The following is a 17,368-nucleotide window of genomic DNA, read 5'->3' on the forward strand; positions in this document are numbered from 1 at the left end:
GCTGCTCGACCCATCGCGCCCTACCCGGTTGGGTCCCACCTGAACCCGTCAGTGCCGGAGGAGGGTGTTCAGCCGGGCGGCCTGCCGCACGAGGTGATCGCGCTCGGCGGTGTCCGTGGCCTCGCGGGCGGCCCGGGCGTAGAGGCGGGCGGCCGTCGGGAGGTCGCCGTCGCGTTCGTGCAGGTGGGCGGCCGCGGCGGTGTACCGCGGCAGGGACGGGTCGAGCCCGGCCAGGGCCGCGAGCCCCGCGCGCGGGCCGTCGGCCTCGCCGACGGCGACCGCCCGGTTGAGCCGCACCACCGGGCTGCCGGTGAGCCGGAGGAGCTCGTCGTACCACTCGACGACCTGCACCCAGTCGGTCTCCGCCGCCGAGCGCGCGTCGGCGTGCAGCGCGGCGATCGCGGCCTGCGCCTGGTATTCGCCCAGCCGGTCGCGGGCGAGCGCCGCCTGCAGGACCGCGACGCCCTCGGTGATCGCCGCGGTGTCCCACCGGCTGCGGTCCTGCTCGGCCAGCGGCACCAGGCGGCCGTCGGGGGCGGTCCGGGCGGCGCGCCGGGCGGAGTGCAGCAGCATGAGCGCGAGCAGCCCCGCCACCTCGGGGTCGTCGACGGCGGCGGCGAGCTGGCGGGTGAGGCGGATCGCCTCGGCGACGAGGTCGACGTCGCCCGAGTAGCCCTCGTTGAAGACGAGGTAGAGGACGCGCAGCACGGTGCCGACGTCGCCGGGCCGGTCGAGCCGGACGCCGGCCACGGTGCGCTTGGCCCGGCTGATCCGCTGCGCCATCGTCGCCTCGGGGACGAGGTAGGCGCGGGCGATCTGGCGGGTGGTGAGGCCACCGACGGCGCGCAGCGTCAGCGCCACCGCCGACGCGGGCGTCAGCGACGGGTGGGCGCACAGGAAGTACAGCTGCAGCGTGTCGTCGGCCGCCGGCACCGGGCCGGGCTCCGGCTCCTCCTCCACCCGGTCCTCGCGCCGGCGCCGGGCGGCGTCGGCGCGGGTGGCGTCGAGGAACCGGCGCCAGGCCACGGTGACCAGCCAGCCGCGCGCGTCCCGCGGCGGGTCGGCCGGCCAGGTCCGCAGCGCCTCGAGCAGCGCGTCCTGGACGGCGTCCTCGGCCGCGGCGAAGTCGGCCCCGCGGCGGACGAGGACGCCGATCACCCCCGGGACGAGGCCCCGCACCAGGGCCTCGTCCAGCCGGGCGCTCACTCCGTGACGAGGGGCGGCTCGCCGTACAGCGGCCGGACCTCGAGCCACTCGTGGATCGGCTCCCCGCCCCGGCCGGGCGCGGCCGACAGCTCCCCGGCCAGCTCGATCGCGCGCTCGCGGCCGTCGACGTCGATGATCATCCAGCCGGCGATCAGGTCCTTCGTCTCGGCGAACGGGCCGTCGGTGACCGGCGGGCGGCCCTCGCCGTCGGAGCGGATCCACAGCCCGTCGGGCGCCAGCGCCGCCTCGGCGACGAACTCCCCGGTCGCGCGCAGCCGGTCGGCGAAGTCGCCCATGTACCGGATGTGCGCGTCGACCTCCTCCGGCGTCCACTGGTCCATCGGGACGTCGTTCACCGCCGCCGGCGCGCCGCGGTAGTGCTTGAGCAGCAGGTACTTGGCCATGGGGTCCTCCTCGCATCGGGCGACCGGCTCGGTCGCGGACACCCCGGGGACGGAGCCGCGCCCGCGTCCTCGACATCCTGCCGGGGAGATCTCCTCCGGCGCCCCCGATTGCGGGGCGGGGGTGCCGGGCGGCACGGTGCGCGGCGTGAGGACCGTGCGCACGATCGGCGTCGTGTCCGCCGGGGAGCCGGCGGTCCTGGAGGACGAGGAGCCCGACCCCGGCCCCGGGCAGGCGTGGGTGCGCACCGAGTACAGCGGGGTCAGCGCCGGTACCGAGGTGGCGCTGGTGCGCGGCACCGACCCGCAGCACGCCGTCGGCTGGGACCCCGATCTGCGCGCGTTCGGCGCCGGGCCGGTCGCCGGCTACCCGGTGCTGCGGCTGGGCTACATGGAGGTCGGCGTGGTCACCGAGAGCCGGGCGCCCGGGCTCGCGGAGGGCACCCGCGTGGCCATGGCCTACGGGCACCGGACCGGCCGCTGCGCCGACCCGGCCGCCGTCGCGGTGCTGTCCGTCCCCGACGACCTCGACCCGCTGCTGGGCGTGTACCTCGCCCAGATGGGCCCGATCTGCGTCAACGGGCTGCTGCACGCCACCGCGCAGCTCGCCGGGCCCGGCGGGGGCGTGGGCGACGGCGTCCGCGGCCGCTGCGTCCTGGTCACCGGCGCGGGCGTCATCGGCCTGCTGTCGGCGTTGCTCGCGGTGCAGCACGGCGCGGCCGACGTCGTCGTCGCGGAGCCCTCGCCGCAGCGGCGCGCGGTGGCCGGGGCGCTGGGCCTGGTCACGGTCGACGGGGACGCCTGGGCGGAGGTCAAACACCGGTGGCGGCACGGGCCGGGCGACGCCGGCGCCGACCTGGTGCTGCAGTGCCGGGGCCACGACACCGCCCTCGCGACCGGCCTCAAGGCGCTGCGCCCGCAGGGCGTGGTGGTCGACCTCGGCTTCTACCAGGGCGGGGCGGGCGCAGTGCGCCTCGGCGAGGAGTTCCACCACGACGGCCTGTCGGTGGTCTGCGCGCAGATCAGCCGGGTGCCGCGGGGGATGGGGCCGGCCTGGCCGCGGGCCGCGCTGGCCGCCGTCACCCTCGACCTCCTGCGCGAGCGCGGCGACGACGTGCGGCGGCACCTGGTCACCGACGTCGTCCCGTTCGCCGAGGGACCGGCGCTGCTCGCCGACCTCGCCGGGCGGCGGCTGGCGGCCCCGCCGCTGCAGGCGGTGCTGCGGTTCTGAACCGACTTGTGGCGGAACCGGATCGGCGGGATATTGCGGTTCTCCCCGCGGACGCCGGGGCACCGGGCTGCGCGGGGTGGCCGGGGGAGGCCGTCATGGTCTGGGTCGTCGTCAGCGTCGTCGGTTTCGTCGTGGTGACCGGGGTGGTCACCGCCATCGCGCGGAGCAACACGGCCCGGTGGGAACGCGACCACCGAGCACCCCAGGCCGCGATCCGGGCACACGAGCGGGCCATCCGGCACGGGTGGCTGACCACCCTGGCGCACTGGCAGGAGAACGGGGACACGGCGACGGACCGCCGGCCGCACCTGCACCTGCCGCACGTGCACCTGCCGGCCGGGCTCGTGGCCCGGCTGCCGCACCCCCACGTCCCCGCCCTGCACCTGCCGCGCGTGCACCTGCCGCACGTGCACCTGCCGGGGCGCGGCCGGGCCGGCGGGGCACCGGGGACGCAGCCCCCCGAGCCGCCGGCTCCGGCCGGCGCCGACGACCGGACCGGCGTGTCCTCCTAGCCCGCGGCCGGGAACGGCAGCGTGCCGGTACGCACGTCCCACGGCACCGCGCCGGTGCGGGACGACCAGCGGGCGGCCTGGCGGGCCGCCCGGCGCGCCGCGTCCTGCCGCGCCGCCGACCGCCGCCCGTGGGCGGCGCGGGCCTCGGCCAGCCCGGGCGCCTCGACGCCCTCGGGCCCCATCCGGCAGGCGGACGACCGGACCCAGCGGACCGCGCCCGCGGCGTCCCGGACGCCGACGAGCAGCCCGCGGTCGTGCCGGCGCAGCACCAGCGCCGCGCCGCGCACGGCGGCCTCGGTGGCCGCGGCGAGCTCGGCGCCGGGGCCGTGGAGCCAGGTGACCGACCGGGCCTCGCGGTGCAGCCGGTCGTCGCGGGCCCGCCAGGCGAGGTCGGACACCGGCGCGAGCTGCACCTCGAGGACCGCGCCGGGCAGCGCGACGTGCAGGCCGGTGCGTCCGGGCGGGGTCGACACCCGCGGGGTCAGGCCCTGGCCGGCGAGCCAGGCGACGAGCGGGCGCCGGTAGCGCAGCGGCTCGTAGCCGCGCTCGGCCGCGTCCTCGCCCCGGGCGAGGGAGCAGCGGGCGTCGCCGGTGTGGACGAAGGCCGGCCGGGCGCCGTCGGCGTCGACCCGCAGCCGTCCGCCGCAGCCGCCGGCCTCCCGGGCGCACCAGAAGCCGCCGGGCGCCTGCCGCTCGAGCAGCCGCGCCGCGGCGGCGTCGTCGGGCAGCGCGACCGCCGCCGTCCCGTCGGGTCCGTCGGTCACCGCCCACCGCAGCACGTCCGTCATGCGCCCGACGGTAGGGACGCCTACCGACAGTCCCGGGGGAGCCAACAGCGCTACGAAGGCCCTCCCTCGGCGCGGGAGGCGAACCCTCCGGGGGGCCGATACCGCGACAAAGGCCCTCCGCCGAGCGCGTCTCGTGCGCGGAAGGCGGTCAGAGGAGGGAGCGGAAGAGGGAGACGAGCCGGTCGGCGTGCGCGTCGAAGACGTGCCGCTCCCGCGCCGCCAGCGCCGCGCGGTGCCCGGCCCGGGAGGCCACCTCCTCGTGCAGCGCGGCCGCCACGTCGTCGGCGTCGCGGTAGAGCAGGCCGGTCCCGTCCTCCCGGAGCACCCGCTCCACCGAGACCAGCGAGCCGGGGTTGGCCTGCTGCAGCAGCGGCAGCCCGGCCGCCAGGTACACCGGCAGCCGCGCGGGGGAGTTGAGGTCGTCCCAGCTCGCGCGCCGCAGGTCCCCGCCGTTGGCCGAGTCGAAGCGGTGCAGCCAGCCGGCGTCGTGCCGCGACAGCTCGCGCACCCAGTCCTCCGGCCCCACCGCCGGGTGCACGTGCACGAACCCGGGCGCGCGGGCGAGCGCCTCGTCGAGCCATCCGGTCCACGAGCCGGTCGCGCCGGGGGCGCGCACCTGCCCGTAGAGGTGCACGTGCACGCCGCGGTCGGCGAGCGCGAGCACCCAGTCGAGGTCCAGGCCGGAGGGCCGCCCGGCGACGGCGGTGTGCGGCTCCCCGTCGGCGTCCGACAGCCGCGGCGAGAGCGGTGCGTCCAGCCAGTCGCGCTTGGGCAGGTCGCCGTCGAGGACGCCGAGCCGCGCCGGGTCGACCCGGCCGGCCAGCGCGAGGGCGAACCAGTCGCGCTCCTCCTCGGTGGCCAGCAGCACCGCGTCGGCGCCGCAGACGAGGTCGGCCAGCAGCGGCCACTCGCCACGGACCAGGCTGCGCTGCGGCGCCTCCTTGAACGTCCACACGAACGGCAGGGACGGGAACGCCGTCCGCAGCCGGTGCGCCAGCGGCACCGCCCGCCAGTTGAGCTGCGCCCACACCACGTCGGGGTCGAGCTCCCGGACGGCGTCCTCCCAGCGGTCGCGGTCGAGGTCGGCGACGTGCCCGAACGGCAGCGGGCCGACGGTCGAGTCGCCGAGGCCGTCGGTCGTCCAGAGCCCGCTGAGCCGGTGGCCGCGCTCGGCCAGCGCGAGCACCCGCTCGGGGTTGAACGCGAGCTCGCCCGCGACGAGCACCGACAGGCCGTCGGCCGCGGGCTCGTACGACCGGGAGCGGAACCGCGCGTAGCGGGCCACCTCGTCGACGTCGGTGCCGTCGGTGGAGGCGAACCGCAGCGGGCGGGCCACCCGGTAGCGGCTGCGGAAGACGTTGAGCCCGCCGTCGGACGACGCCCGGATCGCCCGTGAGCGCTGCCCGGGGTGCCGGGTCCACGCGCAGGTGACCCGGCCGGTGCCGGCCGTGGCGCCGCGCGCGGCCACCCGGGACCACATGAGCCGCTCGAGGTCGTCGGTCTCGAGCTCGGCGCGCTCGGTCCAGCGGTCGCCGGTGCGCCGGTGGGCCACCTGCACCAGCTGGGCGTACGGGGTGCCGGCCGGCTCGTCCAGGTCGGCGCGGGCCAGCACCACGCCGTCGCCGGCCAGGGCGGCGAGCAGCGTGGCGAGGTGCGCGGGGGACCAGACGTCGTCGGCGGGCAGGTAGGCGACCACCGGCGCGGTGGTCTCGTCCAGCGCCCGGTTGAGCGCCGCGCCGAGCCCGCGGTTGTCCCCGGTGCGCACCAGCCGCAGCCGCGGGTCGGCGGGGACGGTGACCGGCTCGCGCGACCCGTCGTCGACGACGACGGCCTCCCACGCCGTCACCTCCTGCGCGAGCAGCGACTCCAGCGCCCGCGGCAGGTACGCCGCCTGCTCGTGCACCGGCACGAGCACCGCGACCCGCGGGGTCACGCAGCGACCCGCGGGATCACGCGGCGGGCTCGAGGTCGGGCGCGACGCCCAGGCTGCGGTCGTAGACGGCGGCCACCCGCGCGGCCAGCGCCGGCCAGCCGTAGTCGGCCGACCGGGCCCGGGCGCCCGCGGCCAGCCGCGCCCGCAGGGCCGGCTCGGCCACCACCCGGTCCAGCGCCGCGGCCAGCGCGTCGGGGTCGCCCGGCGTCACCAGCAGGCCGGTCTGCCCGTGCCGCACCACCTCGGGGATGCCGCCGACGTCGCTGGCCACCACGGGCAGGCCCGCGGCCATCGCCTCGGTGAGCACCGAGCCCATCTCCTCGTAGGCCGAGGGCAGCACGAGCAGGTCCAGGGAGGCGAGCACCGCGGGCACCCGCGCGTGCTCGACGAAGCCGGCGAGGGTGATCCGCCCGGCCGCGGGGCTCTCGGCGGCCAGCCGGTGCACCAGCGCGCGGTCGGGCCCGTCGCCGACGACGACCAGCGACGCCTCCTCCCGCATCCGGCCGAACGCGCGCACCAGCGTGGCGGGGTCCTTCTGCGGCGCCAGGCGCCCGACGTAGCCGATCCGCGGCCGCGGCGTGCCGGGGAAGACGTCGCCGCCGGAGCCGGTGAACAGCGCCGGGTCGAAGCCCGAGGGGATGGTGGACAGCCGCTCGGCCGGCACGCCGTCCGCGCGCACGGCCGCCGCGGTGCGCCCGGTGAGCACGACGACGGCGTCGGCGCGCCGCAGCGTGCTGCGCTCGATCCAGCCGCCCAGCGCCCGCAGCAGCCGCACCTTCAGCCCGCGGCCGGTGAGCGTGTGCCCGACGCTGCAGTGCAGGGTCACCACCAGCGGCACGCCGTGGACCCGGGCCGCGAGCCGCGCCAGCGGCAGCGTGGCGAGGTCCTCGCCCTGGTGGGCGTGCACGACGTCGACCGGCGCCCGGCGGCCGGCGCGCAGCACGGTGCGCAGGCCCGACAGCGCCCACAGCTGGCGCAGCCGCGTCAGCCGGAGACCCGTGCGGTGCACCCGGGCGCCCCCGCCGAGCGCGGTGACCCCGCGCGGGCCGGCCAGCCGCGAGGTGACGACGGTCTGCAGCAGCCCGCGGGCGTCGAGGCAGCGGGTGAGCGTCGCCGTGTGGTTCTGCATGCCGCCGATGGGGTCGAACCGCGCGGCCCGGGCGTCGAGCTCACCGGGGAGCGCCCCGGGTGCCGTGGCGGCCCGCGCGGCCGGCGGTTCGAAGACGCTGCACAGACGCAGCACGTGCAGGGGACCGGCGGCAGGGCGGGACACGCAGGGGACCTCCGTCTCTGGGGGGACCCGTAGTGCACCACGGGTTAGGGCACGGCACACACGGGAAGGGGGCGCGGGTGACCGCCCCGCTCGCCGACCCCGCCGTCCGACGCCTCGCGCTGGTCCGGCTGCGGGTGGGCCTCGGCGACCTGCTGTGCACCGTGCCGGCGCTGCGCCGGCTGCGCGCGGCCCGCCCCGACGTCGAGGTGACCCTGGTGACCTTCGGCCGGATGGCGCCGGTGGTGCAGCGGCTCGGCGGCACCGTCGACGAGCTGCTCGCCTTCCCCGGCGCGCCCGGCATCCCCGACGGGCCGGTCGACGACGCCGGCTGGGCGCCGTTCACCGCGGCCGCCCGGGAGCGCCGCTTCGACCTCGCGCTGCAGGCCTACGGCGACCGCCCGGCCGCCAACCGGGTGACCGCCGCGCTCGGCGCCCGGCTCACCGGCGGGTTCGCGCCCACCGGCTGGGACCCGCCGGCCGGCGGCGGGGCGCTGCACCTGCGCTACCCGCTGCACCTGCACGAGGCGCAGCGGCACGTCGCGCTGCTCGAGCACCTCGGCCTGCCGCCGGGCGGGGAGGCGGTCATGGGCTTCCCGCTCACCGCCGACGACGAGGCCGAGCACGCCGCCACCTTGGCCGCGCACGGGCTGGAGCCCGGCCGGTACGCCGTCCTGCACCCCGGCGCCTCGGCGCCCACCCGCCGCTGGCCGGTCGAGCGCTACGCCGCCGTCGGCGACGCGCTGGCCGCCGACGGGCTGGCCGTCGTCGTCACCGGGGTGCCGGGGGAGCGGGAGATCTCCGCCCGCGTGGTCGCCGGGATGCGCGCGCCCGCGGTCGACCTCACCGGCGCCACCAGCCTGGGCGGCCTGGCCGCGCTGCTGCGCGACAGCGCCGTGCTGGTGGGCAACGACACCGGCTCGGCGCACCTGGCCGCCGCCGTCGGCGCCCGCAGCGTCACCGTGTTCCTCCCCGGCGACCCGGTGCGCTGGGCGCACCCCGGCCCGCGGCACCGCGCGCTCACCCCGACGGTGGCCTGCGCGCCCTGCCCGCACCTGGCCTGCCCCATCGAGTTCCGCTGCGCGCTCACCGTCACCCCCGCCGCGGTGGCCGGCGCGGCCCGCGAGCTGGCCGCCTCGTGAGGGTCTCGTTCGTCGCCGACTCCAGCGGGTGGGGCGGCGCGGAGGTGTGGCTGGCCCACCACCTGCGCCGGGCCGGGCAGAACGGCGCGACCGCGGCGCTGGTCGCCTCGGAGCCGGTGGCCGACGGGTTCGCCGCGCTCCCCGTCGAGCGCGCCGTCGTCCCGCTGTCCCGGCACGCCGAGCGGGCGCCGGCCGTCCGGGAGGCGCTGGCCGCCCAGCGCCCCGACGTCGTGGTGGTCAACCTCGTCGACCCGGCGTCCAACGCCGCCGCGGTCGCCGCCGCCCAGGCGGTGGCGCCCACCGTCGGGGTGCTGCACCTGGTCGGGGACACGCGGGCGGGCGGGGAGCGGGCGGCCCTGCGCGAGCTCTACCGGCGGATGGCCGGCGTGATCAGCCCTTCCACGGAGGGCCGCGACCAGCTGGTCGGCGACCTCGGCGTCGACCCCGCGCGAGCGCACGTGGTGCCCAACGGCGCCGACCTGCCGGCCGACCCGGCGGGCCCGGCCGGCTCCGCGGTGCCGCGGATCGGCGCCCTCGGGCGGCTGACCGCGCAGAAGGGCTTCGACGTGCTGCTCGACGCGTTGCGCCGGCTCGACGTCCCGTACGAGGCCGTCATCGGCGGCGCCGGGCGCGAGGCCGACGCGCTGCGCGCGGCCGCCGCGGGCCTGCCGGTCACCTTCCCCGGCTGGGTCGACGACCCGCGCGCCTTCCTCGCCGGCCTCGACCTGTTCGTCGTCCCCTCGCGGGTGGAGGCCGGGCCGCTGGTGCTCGTCGAGGCGATGGCCGAGGGGCTGCCGTGCGTGAGCACCGACGTCGGGGAGGTCCGGCGGGTGGCGGGGGAGGAGGTCGTCGTCGTGCCGGTGGACGACGCCGGGGCGCTCGCCGGTGCGATCGGCGGGCTGCTCGCCGACCCGGCGCGGCGGGCCGACCTCGGCGCCCGCGCACGGGCGCGGGCGGTGCGCGACCTCGACGCCGCGCTCATGGCCGAGCGCACCTACGCGGTGCTCTCCGGCGTGGCGCGCCGGGCCGCCGGGTAACCGCCCGGCATGAGCAAGAACAACGACGCCGACGCCCAGCGAGCCGCCGCACGTCAGGCCAAGAAGGAGGGCATGTCGCCCAGCGAGGCGGGCGTGACCACCGGCGCCTCCAAGCAGACCAACCACGTCCGGAAGGGCGACGACCGGCACGAGCACTCGTCCGCGCAGGGCAAGAGCAAGAGCTGAACGGCCCGGGGACGACGGCGGCTCCGTCGACGCGCCGCCGTCCCCGGACCGGGCTCAGCCGGCGGACCCGCCGGTGGAGGGCAGCCCCTCGGCCACCCAGGCGCGGTGCCCGCCGATGACGTCGCTGGCCTTCGACAGGCCCAGCGTGCGCAGCGCGTCGGCGGCGAGGCTGGAGGTGTAGCCCTCCTGGCACAGCACGACGACGTCGACGTCGTAGCCGGTCGCCTGGGGCACGCGCGCGTCGCTCTCCGGGTCGAACCGCCACTCCAGGTGGTTGCGCTCGACGACCAGGGCGCCGGGCACCTCGCCCTCGGCCTCGCGCTGCGACTGCGGCCGGATGTCGACCAGCACCGCACCGTCGGCGACCCGCTGCGCGGCCTCGGCCGGGGTCACCCGGGTGATCCGGGAGCGGGCCTCCTCGAGCAGCTGGTCGACGCTCTTGGCGCCGGGCGGGCGGGAGCCGCTCACCAGTCGACGCCGGCGCGCTCGGTGCCGGTGCGCAGCAGCACACCGCCCTCCAGCGTGTAGGTGCTCATGGAGGACAGGCGCGGGGTGTAGGCGTGCACGCTCACGGCGGGCAGCGTCCCGCGGTTGGTCACCCGGTGCACGTGGTGGGGGCCGAACGGGCGCACCCGCCCGGCCCACAGGTCCGTGGCGGCCTCCCGGACGGCGCCGACCGGCCCGCCGACGACGTCCTCGGTGAGCACCCCGCCGACGACCGCGAACGCGCCGGCGGAGCCGCCGTGGTCGTGCAGCGGCGTGCCCTGGCCGGGCAGCCAGGTGAGCAGCCAGACCTGCGCCCGGGCGAGGTCCTCGTGCAGGGACGGGTCCACGAGGGCGGCGGCCTCGTCGATCGGGAGCAGGCCGGTCCAGCGGCTGGACTCGCGGTACTCGACGCGCGGCAGCCACGCGTCGGCGGCGGCCAGCAGGGCCGCCGCGACGGCGGCGGCCGAGGTGGTGCGGGCGGTGGTGCGTGCGGTCTCGGCGGCGGTGCGGGAGGCAGGGGGGAGCAGGGCGGTCACGGTGGGGTCTCCTGAGCGGGGGCACGCGGGGGCCCGGGAGGGCGGCGCGGGGAGGGGATGGACGTCCGGGGGCTCAGGCGGCCGGACACAGCGCGCTGGCCACCCGCAGCAGGTCCACGGCGGACCGGCGGGTGAGCGTCAGGGCGGGTGCCACGGGCCCAGTCGACCCCGCCACCACAATCCGTGTCAAGTCGACCGGTCTGGTAGGGATTGCGCCGTGGCGGACCACCGACCGGGCGGCTCAGGCCGGCAGGAGGACGGTGCGCAGCTCGTGGGCACCGTCGGCCCGGGTGGCCTCGTAGTACCAGCGGGCGCCGCCGCCGGGCACCGCGACGACGTCGGCGTAGCGCAGCCCGTGCGGCGCGTGCGGGCTGGCGAGGTACGGCCCGTCCTCGGCGGCCCGGAAGCCCAGCTCCCCGTCGTGCAGCGCGAGGCCGGTGCGCTCCTCCCAGTTCTCCTCCGCGGTGGCCCGGCCGTCGTAGAGCGCCCAGGTGCGCGAGCCGTCGAGCACCACGGTGGCGAACCGTGCGCCGCGGGCGTCCCAGGTGCCGGGGGTGCCGGCCAGTGCGGTGCCCCGCCAGGTCCAGGTGACGCCGTCGGGGCTGGTGGCGTGCTGGGTGGTCATGCGGTCGGTCGCGTCGGGGTCGTCGAGCGGGTGCACCGACGCCCACAGGTGCCACTGTGCGCCGTCCCAGCGCACGACCGGGTCCTTCGGGGCCTCGGTGGTGCTGCCCGGGAGCACGGTGCGGGCCCCGGCCGTGGCCAGCTCCTCGACGGTGGCGGCCTCGAGCAGGTCGACCCGCCAGTGCTTCGTGCCCGGGGTCGCGCAGCTGACGTAGAGCCGCCAGCGGCCGTCGGGGGTGTGCACCAGCGCCGGGCGCTCCAGCGACTCGGCGCCGAACCGGTCCTTGCCCACGGCGACGACCGGCTCGAAGCGCACGCCGTCCTCGGAGCGGGCCACCACGTTGCCGAAGCCGCGGCCCTCGCCGACCGGCCGGCGCAGCCGGTAGGCCAGCCACCACGTGCCGTCGACGAGCTGCGCCGACGGGCCGCCGGCCCACGAGCCCGGGCGCGGGTCCTCGGGTTCGACGACGACCTCGGCGTCGGACCAGAAGCGGTCGGGCGCCGGCGGGCGGGGCGCGGACGCGGTCACGCGGCGGCTCCGTTCGGGGGAGGGGACAGGCCTCCCCGTGTGTACACCGCGGCCCGCCACGGGCAGGGAGGGGAACGATGAGCACCGACGCCGACCGGCTGCCCCAGTTCGTCATCGCAGGCGCACCCAAGGCCGGGACGACGGCGCTGCACGCCGCCCTGGCCACGCACCCGGGGCTGTACCTGTCCCCGGTCAAGGAGCCGAAGTACTACCTGACCGACGGGCGCCCGCCGCCGCGCGAGCGCCAGCGCGGCCCCGGTGACGCGCACAGCGCGCAGGAGTGGATCTGGCGGCGGGAGGAGTACCTCGCGCTGTTCGACGGCGCGCCCGCCGGCACCGTGCGCGGCGAGAGCACGCCGTTCTACCTGCACGACCGCGCCGCGCAGCGCCGGCTGGCCGCCGACGTGCCGGACGTCCGCGTGGTGGTGGTCGTGCGGGACCCGGTGGACCGGGCCTGGTCGAACTGGGTGCACCTGCGTGCCGACGGCCTGGAGCCCGAGGCGGACTTCGCGCGCGCGGTGGAGCTGGAGGAGTCGCGGGTGGCGGCCGGGTGGGCGCCGTTCTGGCACTACCGGGGCCTGGGCCGCTACGGCGAGCAGTTGCGCGACCTGTACACCGTGCTGCCGCGCGAGCAGGTGCTGGTGCTGCGCTACCGCCAGCTGGTCGACAGCCCGGACGAGACGCTGGACCGGGTCAGCGACCTCCTCGGCGTCGAGCGGGGCGTGGCGCACGCGGTGCCGCCGGAGAACGTGAAGCCGCACGTCGCCGACACGGCCCGGTACCGGGCGCTGGCCCGGCTGGCGCGGGCCGGCGCGGCGCTGGGCGCCTACGCGCCCCCGCAGGTGTGGCGGCAGGCCTCCCGGCCGCTGCTGGCGGCGCTGCACGCCGGCCGGGCGCCGCGCCCGCCGATGCCGGTGGAGGTGCGCCGCGCGGTCCTCGCGCCGCTGCTGCCCGACATCGCGCTCCTCGAGGAGGTCACCGGCGAGTCGTTCGACGACTGGCGCCGCGACACCGGCCGCGGTGACTTCCGCTCCCGCCGTCCCGCCTGACGCCCAGCCCGCCACCCGGTAGGTGAGGTGGGTGCCGACCGGGGAGACCTCGACGGCGGTGCGGACGAGCCGGTGCCGCCCGGCGCCGGCGAACAGCGGCGTCCCGGTGCCGGGCACCTCGCCGGCCACGTGCGGCCGCAGCTCGTCGAGCAGCCCGTCGCGCAGGCACGAGCCGGCGAGCACGGCGCCGCCCATGACGACGACGTCGCGCTCCGGCGGCCGGGAGGTGACGACGAAGGACGGCGGCCGGGCGTCCCCGGCGGCGCCGTAGCCCAGCCCGTCGGTCCACCCCTGCTCGACGTCGTCGGAGGTGCGCCGGCCCATGAGCACCGCACCGGACGCCGCGGCGTGCCGGCGCAGCACGCCGCGATCGACCGGGTGGGTGCTCTCCAGCGCCCAGGCGTGCAGGGCCTCGACGCCGTCGGGCCCGGTCGCGAGGCCGTCGAGGGAGACGGTGACGTCACCGGTGACGAGGGTCACGCGGTACCGACCGCGCGGCGGCCCGCGGCTCACCGCTGGACGCCGACGTGCAACCGTGGTTGCATCAACCGCCGTGGCCGCCGCCGTCGGGGAGTGGGTGCTCCTCGCCTACCGCCTCCCGCGGGAGCCCTCGGGCCCCCGGACGACGCTGTGGCGGCGGCTGCGCCGCCTCGGCGTCGCCCAGCTCGGCGACGGCGTGGTGGCCCTGCCCGCCGACGCCCGCACCCGCGAGTCCCTCGAGTGGCTGGCCGACGACGTCCTCGCCGCCGGCGGCACCGCCGGCATCTGGACGGCCCGGCCCGGCTCCGCGGCGCAGGAGCGGGACCTCGCGGCCGGGATGGCCGCGGCGCGGGCGGAGGAGTACCGGGCGCTGACCGTGGAGTGCACCGCCGCGGTCACCGCGCCCGCGGCCGACCGCGGCCGCGCCCTGCGCCGGCTGAGGGCCGAGTGGCGCGCCGTCGGCCGGCGCGACTTCTTCCCGCCGCCCGAGCGCGACGCCGCCGCCGCGGCGCTGCGGGCGCTGGCCGAGGCCGCCGGCGAGCCGGTGGCGGCCGGGCGGGGGAGCCGGTCGTGAGGTGGGCGACGCGCGCCGGGATCCACGTCGACCGGGCCGCCTGCGCGTGGCTGCTGCGCCGGTTCGTCGACCCGGACGCCGAGTTCGTCTTCGTGGCCGACCCGGCCGAGGTCCCCGCCGACGCCACCCCCTTCGACATGCGCGGCGTCGCGCTCGGCCACGTCGGCGGCGCCTGCTCCTTCGAGACGATCCTGCGCGTGCACGGCCTCGACGACCCCGTGCTCGAGCGGATCGGCGAGATCGTGCACGAGGCCGACCTCGACGACGGCCGGTTCGACGCCCCCGAGGCGCCCGGCCTCGACGTCCTGCTGCGCGGCCTGTCGATGACCGGCGACGACGAGCGCACGCTCGCGGTGTCCGGCCCGCTCTTCGACGGCCTCTACGAGTTCATCCGCCGCCGCCTGCTGCTCGGCCGCGAACCGGCCTGACCCCGACGGAGACCCCCGTGACCGACCCCGCCACCGGACCCGCCACCTGGCCCGTGCCCGCCGCTGCCGCCGTCCCGGAGCAGCGCGGCGTCCCCTTCCGCACCGCCGTCCGCGCCTGGTTCCTCATCTCCCTGCAGACCTTCGGCGGCCCGGCCGGCCAGATCGCGGTCATGCAGCGCACGCTCGTCGACGAGAAGCGGTGGATCGGCCAGCGCCGGTTCCTGCACGCGCTCAACTACTGCACGCTGCTGCCCGGCCCGGAGGCCCAGCAGCTGGCCACCTACGTCGGCTGGCTGCTGCACGGCACCCGCGGCGGCCTGGTCGCGGGCGGGCTGTTCGTGCTGCCCGGCGTCGTCGCGCTGCTCGTGCTCTCCGCGGTCTACGTCGCCTTCGGCGACACCACGGCGATCACCGCCCTGTTCACCGGCCTGGCCGCGGCCGTGCTGGCGATCGTGGTGCAGGCGGTGATCCGCGTGGCGGGGAAGGCGTTGGACAGCCGCGCCCTGGTCGCCATCGCCGTGGCCGCCTTCCTCGCGCTCGCGCTGTTCGGCGTCCCGTTCCCGATCGTGGTGGCCCTCGCCGGGGGAGCCGGCTGGGCGCTGGGCCGGTGGCGGCCCTCGGCGCTGCCGCGGAAGAAGGCGGCCGACGGCCCCGACGCCGGCCCGCTGCCGGTGATCTCCGACGACGTGCTGCACCACGAGGCACCCACTCCCCGCCGCACGCTGCGGGTCCTGCTCGTCGGCCTGGTCGTGTGGGGGCTGCCGGTGGCGGCGGTCGCGCTGCTCACCGGCGCGGGCAGCGTCCTCACCGAGCAGGGGCTGTTCTTCTCCGGCGCCGCGGTGGTCACCTTCGGCGGCGCCTACGCGGTGCTGGCCTACGTCGCCCAGCAGGCCGTCGACGTCTACGGCTGGCTGCAGCCGCGCGAGATGGTCCGGGGCCTCGCGCTGGCCGAGACGACGCCCGGCCCGCTGATCATGGTCGTGCAGTTCGTCGCCTTCCTCGGCGCCCACCGCGCCCCGGGGGACCTCGACCCGTGGGTGGCCGCGGTCCTCGCGTCGCTGCTGGTCACCTGGGTGACGTTCGTGCCGAGCTTCCTGTTCGTGCTGCTCGGTGCCCCCTACATGGAGCGGCTGCGCGGCAACCGGTCGCTGTCGGCGGCGCTGACCGGCATCACCGCCGCCGTCGTCGGGGTGATCGCGAACCTGGGGCTGTACTTCGCCGTCCACACGCTGTTCTCCGGGACGGTTCCCGCCGGGCCGCTGGCGCTCGAGCTGCCCGACCCGGCCACCGTGCGCTGGGTGCCGCTGGTGATCGCGCTCGTCGCCGCGGTGCTGCTGTTCCGGGTCAGGTGGTCGGTGCTGCGCACGCTCGGCGCGTGCGCCGTCCTCGGGCTGGCCGCGGGGCTGGCCGGGCTGCCGCTCGGCTGAGCGTGAGCGCGGCGGGTCCGGGTAGGGCCTCTCGCTGGAGAGGCGTGCAGCCCGCGCGCGCCGACGACGGGAGGGAGCCGACATGGCCGCCAAGTCCAGCATCGCGACGATCAACCCGGCCACCGGCGAGACGGTGAAGACCTACGAGCCGCTGTCGGAGGAGGCCCTCGAGGAGAGGATCGGCCGGGCCGCGGCCGCCTATCGCTCCTACCGGCTGACCACCCCCGAGCAGCGGGTCGGCTGGCTGCGCGCCGCCGCCGACGTCCTCGAGGCCGACACCGACGCCGTCGCCGAGCTCATGGTCACCGAGATGGGCAAGACGCTGGCCGCGGCGAAGGCCGAGGCCGGCAAGTGCGTCACGGCGCTGCGGTACTACGCCGAGCACGGCCCCGCGATGCTCGAGCCCCGGCCCGCCGACGCCGGCGCCGTCGGCGCGGAGCGCGCGTTCGTCGTCCACCAGCCGATCGGCGTCGTGCTGGCGATCATGCCGTGGAACTTCCCCCTGTGGCAGGCGATGCGCTTCGCCGCCCCGGCGCTCATGGCCGGCAACGTGGGCCTGCTCAAGCACGCGAGCAACGTGCCGCAGACCGCGCTCTACATGGAGGAGCTGTTCCGCAAGGCCGGCTTCCCCGCCGACGTCTTCCAGACCCTGCTCATCGGCTCCTCGACCATCGAGCGCGTGCTGCGCGACGACCGCGTCGCCGCCGCCACGCTCACCGGCAGCGCGCCGGCCGGGCAGTCGGTGGCCGCGATCGCCGGCGACGTGCTCAAGAAGACCGTGCTCGAGCTCGGCGGCTCCGACCCCTTCATCGTCATGCCCTCGGCCGACCTCGACCGCGCCGCCGAGGTGGCGGTCACCGCGCGCTGCCAGAACAACGGCCAGAGCTGCATCGCCGCCAAGCGGTTCTTCGTGCACGCCGACGTCGCCGAGGAGTTCACCCGGCTGTTCGCCGAGAAGCTGTCCGCGCTCGTCGTCGGCGACCCCATGGACGAGGCCACGAAGGTGGGCCCGCTCGCCACCGAGTCCGGCCGCGAGGACGTCGAGCGCTACGTGCAGGACGCCGTCGACAAGGGCGCCACCGTCGTCGTCGGCGGCAAGCGCCCCGACCGGCCCGGCTGGTACTACGAGCCGACCCTGCTCACCGGCATCACGCCGGAGATGGACCTCTTCGACGAGGAGGTGTTCGGGCCGGTCGCCGCGTTGTGGACCGTGCAGGGCCTCGAGGAGGCGCTGGAGATCGCCAACGGCCACCCCTACGGCCTCGGCGCGAACCTGTGGAGCGAGGACGAGGACGAGCGCGCCACCTTCGTCCGCGACGTCGAGAGCGGCATGGCGTTCGTCAACGGGATGGTCACCAGCTACCCCGAGCTGCCCTTCGGCGGCGTCAAGCAGAGCGGCTACGGTCGCGAGCTCACCGAGCTCGGCATGTACGAGTTCATGAACGCCAAGACGGTGTGGGTCGGGCCGCGCAGCAGCGAGCAGTCGCGGGGGGACACGGCGACCGCGTCGGAGTGACCGTGCCGGAGTC

The 17,368-nt window shown here is 77.7% G+C and carries 19 protein-coding genes; 10 read left to right on the forward strand and 9 right to left on the reverse strand.

The window, feature by feature from the left end; translation table 11 throughout:
- Window positions 1–48: 48 nt before the first annotated feature.
- Together ACI79X_RS05515 and ACI79X_RS05520 are read right to left on the reverse strand one after the other, a co-directional pair.
- Complete coding sequence (locus ACI79X_RS05515; RefSeq protein WP_457024417.1) at window positions 49–1,206, reverse strand: RNA polymerase sigma factor; 1,158 nt, start codon at window positions 1,204–1,206, stop codon at window positions 49–51.
- Window positions 1,203–1,610, reverse strand: a complete 408-nt coding sequence (locus tag ACI79X_RS05520) for a YciI family protein (RefSeq protein WP_457024418.1) — start codon at window positions 1,608–1,610, stop codon at window positions 1,203–1,205. The genes ACI79X_RS05515 and ACI79X_RS05520 overlap by 4 nt, the downstream gene beginning before the upstream one ends.
- 145 nt (window positions 1,611–1,755) lie before the next feature.
- Between ACI79X_RS05520 and ACI79X_RS05525 the strand changes: the two genes are divergently transcribed.
- Together ACI79X_RS05525 and ACI79X_RS05530 are read left to right on the forward strand one after the other, a co-directional pair.
- Window positions 1,756–2,838 carry a zinc-dependent alcohol dehydrogenase gene (locus tag ACI79X_RS05525; RefSeq protein ID WP_457024419.1) on the forward strand — a complete coding sequence of 361 codons (1,083 nt, stop codon included), beginning with the start codon at window positions 1,756–1,758 and terminating at the stop codon, window positions 2,836–2,838.
- Between the two features lie 95 nt (window positions 2,839–2,933).
- Window positions 2,934–3,350, forward strand: coding sequence for a hypothetical protein (locus ACI79X_RS05530; protein WP_457024420.1), 417 nt, complete (start codon window positions 2,934–2,936; stop codon window positions 3,348–3,350).
- On the opposite strand, the gene ACI79X_RS05535 is transcribed toward ACI79X_RS05530, so the two are convergent.
- From ACI79X_RS05535 to ACI79X_RS05545, 3 genes are all read right to left on the reverse strand, one after another.
- Entirely contained in the window at window positions 3,347–4,138 is a 792-nt protein-coding gene (locus ACI79X_RS05535) for a hypothetical protein (RefSeq protein ID WP_457024421.1), read from the reverse strand. The genes ACI79X_RS05530 and ACI79X_RS05535 overlap by 4 nt on opposite strands.
- 148 nt (window positions 4,139–4,286) lie before the next feature.
- A complete protein-coding gene (locus tag ACI79X_RS05540) occupies window positions 4,287–6,071 on the reverse strand; it encodes a glycosyltransferase (protein ID WP_457024422.1) in 1,785 nt (594 codons plus the stop codon).
- Between the two features lie 16 nt (window positions 6,072–6,087).
- Window positions 6,088–7,344 carry a glycosyltransferase gene (locus tag ACI79X_RS05545; protein ID WP_457024423.1) on the reverse strand — a complete coding sequence of 419 codons (1,257 nt, stop codon included), beginning with the start codon at window positions 7,342–7,344 and terminating at the stop codon, window positions 6,088–6,090.
- A gap of 77 nt (window positions 7,345–7,421) precedes the next feature.
- Here ACI79X_RS05545 and ACI79X_RS05550 point away from each other — a divergent pair, with 77 nt between their 5' ends.
- From ACI79X_RS05550 to ACI79X_RS05560, 3 genes are read left to right on the forward strand one after another with little or no spacing between them, the layout of a single operon-like run.
- A complete protein-coding gene (locus ACI79X_RS05550) occupies window positions 7,422–8,483 on the forward strand; it encodes a glycosyltransferase family 9 protein (protein WP_457024424.1) in 1,062 nt (353 codons plus the stop codon).
- On the forward strand, window positions 8,480–9,520 hold the full coding sequence (locus ACI79X_RS05555; protein WP_457024425.1) for a glycosyltransferase: 1,041 nt from the start codon (window positions 8,480–8,482) through the stop codon (window positions 9,518–9,520). Before ACI79X_RS05550 ends, ACI79X_RS05555 begins: the two co-directional genes overlap by 4 nt.
- A gap of 9 nt (window positions 9,521–9,529) precedes the next feature.
- On the forward strand, window positions 9,530–9,706 hold the full coding sequence (locus ACI79X_RS05560; protein ID WP_457024426.1) for a hypothetical protein: 177 nt from the start codon (window positions 9,530–9,532) through the stop codon (window positions 9,704–9,706).
- Between the two features lie 54 nt (window positions 9,707–9,760).
- On the opposite strand, the gene ACI79X_RS05565 is transcribed toward ACI79X_RS05560, so the two are convergent.
- The 4 genes from ACI79X_RS05565 to ACI79X_RS05580 form a co-directional block, all read right to left on the reverse strand.
- Entirely contained in the window at window positions 9,761–10,174 is a 414-nt protein-coding gene (locus ACI79X_RS05565) for a rhodanese-like domain-containing protein (RefSeq protein WP_457024427.1), read from the reverse strand.
- Complete coding sequence (locus ACI79X_RS05570; protein ID WP_457024428.1) at window positions 10,171–10,728, reverse strand: cysteine dioxygenase; 558 nt, start codon at window positions 10,726–10,728, stop codon at window positions 10,171–10,173. The genes ACI79X_RS05565 and ACI79X_RS05570 overlap by 4 nt, the downstream gene beginning before the upstream one ends.
- Window positions 10,729–10,801: 73 nt before the next feature.
- Window positions 10,802–10,957 (reverse strand): putative leader peptide, encoded by a 156-nt coding sequence (locus ACI79X_RS05575; protein ID WP_457024429.1) that lies wholly within the window; start codon window positions 10,955–10,957, stop codon window positions 10,802–10,804.
- A gap of 12 nt (window positions 10,958–10,969) precedes the next feature.
- A complete protein-coding gene (locus tag ACI79X_RS05580; RefSeq protein WP_457024430.1) occupies window positions 10,970–11,881 on the reverse strand; it encodes a hypothetical protein in 912 nt (303 codons plus the stop codon).
- Between the two features lie 77 nt (window positions 11,882–11,958).
- On the opposite strand from ACI79X_RS05580, the gene ACI79X_RS05585 reads away from it, so the two are divergent.
- From ACI79X_RS05585 to ACI79X_RS05605, 5 genes are all read left to right on the forward strand, one after another.
- On the forward strand, window positions 11,959–12,930 hold the full coding sequence (locus ACI79X_RS05585) for a sulfotransferase (RefSeq protein WP_457024431.1): 972 nt from the start codon (window positions 11,959–11,961) through the stop codon (window positions 12,928–12,930).
- Between the two features lie 553 nt (window positions 12,931–13,483).
- A complete protein-coding gene (locus ACI79X_RS05590) occupies window positions 13,484–13,984 on the forward strand; it encodes a Chromate resistance protein ChrB (RefSeq protein WP_457024432.1) in 501 nt (166 codons plus the stop codon).
- Window positions 13,981–14,412, forward strand: coding sequence for a chromate resistance protein ChrB domain-containing protein (locus tag ACI79X_RS05595; RefSeq protein ID WP_457024433.1), 432 nt, complete (start codon window positions 13,981–13,983; stop codon window positions 14,410–14,412). The genes ACI79X_RS05590 and ACI79X_RS05595 overlap by 4 nt, the downstream gene beginning before the upstream one ends.
- Window positions 14,413–14,429: 17 nt before the next feature.
- The gene (gene chrA, locus ACI79X_RS05600; protein ID WP_457024434.1) at window positions 14,430–15,839 is read left to right on the forward strand and encodes a chromate efflux transporter; all 1,410 of its coding nucleotides are present in this window, start codon (window positions 14,430–14,432) and stop codon (window positions 15,837–15,839) included.
- An 82-nt stretch (window positions 15,840–15,921) separates the two neighbouring features.
- A complete protein-coding gene (locus tag ACI79X_RS05605) occupies window positions 15,922–17,355 on the forward strand; it encodes an NADP-dependent succinic semialdehyde dehydrogenase (protein WP_457024435.1) in 1,434 nt (477 codons plus the stop codon).
- The last annotated feature ends 13 nt before the right edge of the window (window positions 17,356–17,368 follow it).

This window comes from Geodermatophilus sp. SYSU D01119 (genome assembly GCF_054049975.1).